The sequence below is a fragment of the Actinoplanes teichomyceticus ATCC 31121 genome (assembly GCF_003711105.1).
Lineage (GTDB): Bacteria > Actinomycetota > Actinomycetes > Mycobacteriales > Micromonosporaceae > Actinoplanes > Actinoplanes teichomyceticus.
In genome coordinates this window covers 5,971,501-5,977,500 of record NZ_CP023865.1, presented here as the reverse complement: position 1 = coordinate 5,977,500, position 6,000 = coordinate 5,971,501, and the positions used below count along the sequence as shown (strand labels likewise).

At 68.8% G+C, this 6,000-nt stretch carries 2 protein-coding genes and 2 rRNA genes (1 of these 4 only partly in view); all 4 read left to right on the top strand.

What is annotated here, in order from left to right; translation table 11 throughout:
- Positions 1 to 1,834: ribosomal RNA gene (locus ACTEI_RS26195) — 23S ribosomal RNA — on the top strand (it extends 1,275 nt beyond the left edge of the window).
- A gap of 195 nt (positions 1,835 to 2,029) precedes the next feature.
- Positions 2,030 to 2,146 (top strand): 5S ribosomal RNA (gene rrf, locus ACTEI_RS26190).
- A gap of 1,814 nt (positions 2,147 to 3,960) precedes the next feature.
- Complete coding sequence (locus ACTEI_RS26170; protein WP_239082686.1) at positions 3,961 to 4,911, top strand: Replicase polyprotein 1ab; 951 nt, start codon at positions 3,961 to 3,963, stop codon at positions 4,909 to 4,911.
- Complete coding sequence (locus tag ACTEI_RS26165) at positions 4,908 to 5,906, top strand: HAD-IIA family hydrolase (protein WP_122980080.1); 999 nt, start codon at positions 4,908 to 4,910, stop codon at positions 5,904 to 5,906. Before ACTEI_RS26170 ends, ACTEI_RS26165 begins: the two co-directional genes overlap by 4 nt.
- The last annotated feature ends 94 nt before the right edge of the window (positions 5,907 to 6,000 follow it).

The following is a 6,000-nucleotide window of genomic DNA, read 5'->3' as shown; positions in this document are numbered from 1 at the left end:
TTCGGGTGGGAGTCCAGGTGTGTGGATGGGTAGGGGAGCGTCGTGTTGCGGGTGAAGCGGCGGAGTGATCCAGTCGTGGACGCTACACGAGTGAGAATGCAGGCATGAGTAGCGAATGAAGGGTGAGAACCCCTTCCGCCGGATGACCAAGGGTTCCAGGGCCAGGCTAATCCGCCCTGGGTGAGTCGGGGCCTAAGGCGAGGCCGAGAGGCGTAGTCGATGGATAACGGGTTGATATTCCCGTACCCGCAAAGGAACGCCCAAGATGAACCTCGGGATGCTAACTGCCTGAAGCGTCTGCGGTCTTCGGACCAAGGGCGTGGAGGCCAGGACCCTTCTGGGTAGTAGTTTAGTGATGGGGTGACGCAGGAAGGTAGCTGATCCCGGCCGGTGGTTGTGCCGGGGTAAGCGTGTAGGCCGTGTCATAGGCAAATCCGTGACACATGAGGCTGAGACGTGATGCCGAGCCGTTCTGGTGAAGTCAGTGATCCTATGCTGCCGAGAAAAGCCTCTAGCGATGTTCCGAGCGGCCCGTACCCGAAACCGACACAGGTGGTCAGGTAGAGAATACCGAGGCGACGGGTGAACTGTGGTTAAGGAACTCGGCAAATTGCCCCCGTAACTTAGGGAGAAGGGGGGCCGGACGCGTGAAGCCCCTTGCGGGTGGAGCGTGGTATGGCCGCAGAGAGCAGGGGGAAGCGACTGTTTACTAAAAACACAGGTCCATGCCAAGTCGTAAGACGATGTATATGGACTGACGCCTGCCCGGTGCTGGAACGTTAAGGGGACCTGTTAGCTCTTTGGGGCGAAGCGGAGAACTTAAGCGCCAGTAAACGGCGGTGGTAACTATAACCATCCTAAGGTAGCGAAATTCCTTGTCGGGTAAGTTCCGACCTGCACGAATGGCGTAACGACTTCCCCACTGTCTCAACCACAGGCCCGGCGAAATTGCAGTACGAGTAAAGATGCTCGTTACGCGCGGCAGGACGGAAAGACCCCGGGACCTTTACTATAGCTTGACATTGGTATCTGAATTCGATTGTGTAGGATAGGTGGGAGCCGGTGAAGCTCGGACGCCAGTTCGGGTGGAGGCGTTGTTGAAATACCACTCTGTTGGGTTTGGGTATCTAACTTGCGGCCCTGATCGGGTCGAGGGACAGTGTCTGGTGGGTAGTTTAACTGGGGCGGTTGCCTCCTAAAGGGTAACGGAGGCGCCCAAAGGTTCCCTCAGCCTGGTTGGCAATCAGGTGTTGAGTGTAAGTGCATAAGGGAGCTTGACTGTGAGACTGACGGGTCGAGCAGGGACGAAAGTCGGGACTAGTGATCCGGCACTTGCGTGTGGAAGCGGTGTCGCTCAACGGATAAAAGGTACCCCGGGGATAACAGGCTGATCTTCCCCAAGAGTCCATATCGACGGGATGGTTTGGCACCTCGATGTCGGCTCGTCGCATCCTGGGGCTGTAGCAGGTCCCAAGGGTTGGGCTGTTCGCCCATTAAAGCGGTACGCGAGCTGGGTTTAGAACGTCGTGAGACAGTTCGGTCCCTATCCGCCGTGCGCGTTGGATACTTGAGAAGGGCTGTCCCTAGTACGAGAGGACCGGGACGGACGAACCTCTGGTGTGCCAGTTGTTCCGCCAGGAGCATGGCTGGTTGGCTACGTTCGGAAGGGATAACCGCTGAAAGCATCTAAGCGGGAAGCTCGCTTCGAGATGAGGTATCCCACCACCTTTGAGTGGGTAAGGCTCCCAGCTAGACGACTGGGTTGATAGGCCGGAGATGTAAGCACGGTAACGTGTTGAGTTGACCGGTACTAATAGGCCGAGGGCTTAACCACTCTATACTTTATGCTTAGCGTCCACTGTGTGATTCACAGCAAACGAACAACCACTCCGATGGTTGGGGTTTTTCTGGTCGGCCCGGGATGGGGTCGGCCGGAGAGGTCCGGAGAATTCCGGATCGAGTCGCGGACCGTTGTGGTTCCGTGGCCGGCTCTGGGCTCGGATTGCTGGTGTTCCGCGCTGACAGGTGTTTCGGTGGTCATAGCGGAGGGGAAACGCCCGGTTACATTCCGAACCCGGTAGCTAAGCCCTCCAGCGCCGATGGTACTGCACTCGGGAGGGTGTGGGAGAGTAGGACGCCGCCGGACTCAACGTAACGGTCGAGGGCCGCCCCACACGGGGTCGGCCCTCGACTGCGTTTATGACTTCGTTCCCTAGTAACTTTGTGTTTGAGGCCAGGCCGCCCGCACCGAGGGCCCGCCGCCGTACTTGGAAGGATTGATCCGTGACTACAGGACCGCAGGACGGCGGCTCCAGCAACCGCGACGAGGCCCGGGAGGGCCGCGGTCGCGATGGCGGCGACGCTCGCCGCGGCGATGGAGGCGGATACCAGGGAAACCGGTCCGGCGACCGCGGCGGCTTCCGCGGCGGCGACCGTGATCGAGGCGGCTACCAGGGCGGTGGGTTCCGTGGGGACCGTGACCGCGGCGGCTTCCAGGGTGGCGGTGAGCGCGGCGGGTTCCGTGGTGGTGACCGTGACCGGGGTGGCTACCAGGGTGGCGGTGAGCGCGGCGGGTTCCGTGGTGGTGACCGTGACCGGGGTGGCTACCAGGGTGGCGGTGAGCGCGGCGGGTTCCGCGGTGGCGACCGTGACCGGGGTGGCTTCCAGGGCGGTGACCGTGGCGGGTTCCGCGGTGGCGATCGTGCGGTAGGCGGCGGTGACCGTCCGGGCTTCCGGCGTGACGACCGCGGCGGGTTCCGCGGTGGCGACCGTGACCGGGGTGGCTTCCAGGGTGGCGGTGACCGGGGCGGGTTCCGTGGCGGTGACCGTGACCGGGGTGGCTTCCAGGGTGGCGGTGACCGGGGCGGATTCCGTGGCGGTGACCGTGACCGGGGTGGCTTCCAGGGCGGCGACCGGGGCGGATTCCGTGGCGGCGATCGTGACCGGGGTGGCTTCCAGGGTGGCGGTGACCGGGGCGGGTTCCGCGGTGGCGATCGTGCGGTAGGCGGCGGTGACCGTCCGGGCTTCCGGCGTGACGACCGCGGCGGGTTCCGTGGCGGTGACCGTGACCGCGGCGGCTACCAGGGTGGCGGCGAGCGCGGCGGTGACCGTGACCGGGGTGGCTTCCAGGGCGGTGAGCGTGGCGGGTTCCGTGGCGGTGACCGTGACCGGGGCAGCTACCAGGGTGGCGGTGACCGTGACCGGGGCGGCTACCAGGGTGGCGGCGACCGTGGCGGGTTCCGCGGCGGTGACCGTGACCGGGGTGGCTACCAGGGCGGCGGCGACCGCGGCGGGTTCTCCGGGGGAGACCGTGGCGGGTTCCGCGGTGGCGACCGTGACCGGGGCGGCTACCAGGGTGGCGGCGACCGAGGCGGGTTCCGCGGCGGTGACCGTGACCGCGGCGGCTACCAGGGTGGCGAGCGCGGCGGCTTCCGGGGTGATCGGGAGCGCGGCGGTGCCCGGGAGAGCTTCCAGGGTGGATCCGGTGCTCCGCGCGGTGACCGAGGTGGCTACCAGGGCGGTGAGCGCGGCGGGTTCCGTGGCGGTGACCGTGACCGGGGTGGCTTCCAGGGCGGTGAGCGCGGCGGGTTCCGTGGCGGTGACCGTGACCGGGGTGGCTTCCAGGGTGGCGGTGACCGGGGCGGGTTCCGTGGCGGTGACCGTGACCGGGGTGGCTTCCAGGGCGGTGAGCGCGGCGGGTTCCGTGGCGGTGACCGTGACCGGGGTGGCTTCCAGGGCGGTGAGCGCGGCGGGTTCCGCGGTGGCGACCGTGACCGGGGTGGCTTCCAGGGCGGTGAGCGCGGCGGGTTCCGCGGCGGCGACCGTGACCGGGGCGGCTACCAGGGCGACCGGCCGGAGAACCTGGAGCAGGAGGAGGGCGGCCAGCTCGCTTTCCAGGCTCCGGAGATCCCCGAGGACATCGACGCGAACGACCTGGACCAGGAGGTTCGTTCCGAGCTGGTGAGCCTGGCGCGGGACATCGCGGACAAGGTCGCCCGGCACCTGGTGGCGGCCGGCCAGATCATCGACGAGGACTCCGAGCTGGCTCTGCAGCACGCTGTCGCGGCGCGCCGGCTGGCCTCGCGGATCGCGGTGGTGCGCGAGGCGGTCGGCCTGGCGGCGTACGCGGCCGGGGACTGGACCACGGCGATCGCCGAGCTCCGTACCTACCACCGGATGACCGGCAACCAGAGCCACCTGGCCGAGCTCGCCGACTGCGAGCGCGCGCTGGGCCGGCCGGAGCGGGCGATCGACCTGTTCCGCGGCGCGGACATGGCCAAGCTGGAGAAGTCCGGTGCGATCGAGCTGCTGATCGTGGCGGCGGGCGCCCGAGGTGACCTCGGTCAGCACGACGCCGCCGTGGCGATGCTCCAGGTCAAGGAACTGACCGCGGAGGAGACCGCGGACTGGGCCGCGCGCCTGCGCTACGCGTACGCCGACGCCCTGCTCGCCGCGGGTCGCCGGGAGGAGGCGCGGGAGTGGTTCTCGCGCGCCGCGGCGGTCGACGAGGAGCAGCTCACCGATGCGGCCGAGCGGATCCTCGAACTCGACGGCGTGACCATCGAGGGTGACGACTACGAGGACGACGAGGACGCCGACGGCGAGGCGCGGGCCGAGCACGAGGACTCCGCCGAGGCGCGGGCCGAGGACTCCGGCGACGTGCGCGAGTTCGACCAGGACGCCGCGGGCGACGAGGAGTTCGACACCGACGAGGACGACTTCGAGGACGCCGCGGACGACGAGGACGACGACGAGGACGAGCGGTCCCAGGCCGCCGGCACCGACGCTGTGACCGCCGACGAGACCGAGGCCGGCGAACCGGTGAGCGCGGCGTCGAAGACCGAGGACGACAAGGACGACAAGGGCGGCGACGAGTTCGCCGGCCGGGCGGACGACCGGTCGCAGGCATGAGCGACCACCTCGCCGGCGGTTACGACCTGGCCATCTTCGACCTGGACGGCGTCGTCTTCCTGATCGACAAGCCGATCCCGGGCGCGGCCGACGCGGTCGAGCGGTTGCGGGCCGACGGAACGGCCATCGCGTACGCGACGAACAACGCCTCCCGGCGTGCCGCGGACGTCGCCACCCTGCTCACCGGCATGGGCGTCAGCGCCGCGCCGGCCGAGGTGCTCACCTCGGCCGGCGCGGCCGCCGCGCTCATCGCCGAGCACGTGCCGGCCGGTTCGCCGGTGCTGGTGGTGGGTGCGGAGGCGCTGCGCGGCGAGGTTCGTGACGCCGGGCTCGCCCCGGTGGAGTCGGCGGACGACGCGCCGGTCGCGGTGGTCCAGGGGTACGGGCCCGAGGTCGGCTGGCGGATCCTGTCCGAGGCGGCGCTCGCCGTCCGTGCGGGCGCCACCTGGTACGCGACCAACACCGACCGCACCCTGCCCAGCCCGCGTGGCCCGCTGCCGGGGAACGGCTCGCTGGTCGCCGTGCTGCGGACCGCCCTGGACCGGGAGCCGGACGTGGTGGTCGGCAAGCCGCAGCCGGCGCTGTTCACCACGGCGGCCGCGCTCGCGAAGTCGCAGCGCCCGCTGGCGATCGGAGACCGGCTGGACACCGACATCCAGGGCGCGGTCGGCGCCGGGATGGACAGCCTGCTCGTGCTGACCGGGGTGAGCGGCCCGGCCGACCTGCTGGCCGCCCCGGCCGACCGGCGGCCGACGTTCGTGGCGGCCGATCTGTCCGGACTGTTCCGGTCCGCCGACCAGGCCCGCGTTCCGGCGGCGGAGGTCGACGGGTGGCAGGTGACCCGGGACGGTGACCGGGCGGTGCTCACGGGCTCCGGCGACCCGGTCGGCGCGCTGCGGCTGCTGTGCGGGGTGACCTGGGACGGTGTTCCGGTCGCGAACATCGCCGCCGGGTCCGGGGAGGCCGCCGAGGTACTCCGCGGATGGGGCCTCTAGGGCTCGGGAAGACAGCGACGAACACAGCCCCGGCCGGGTCGGCCGGGGCTGTGGCGTATCCGGGCTCGAATGCCGGCTCGGGCACGGCAGCGGC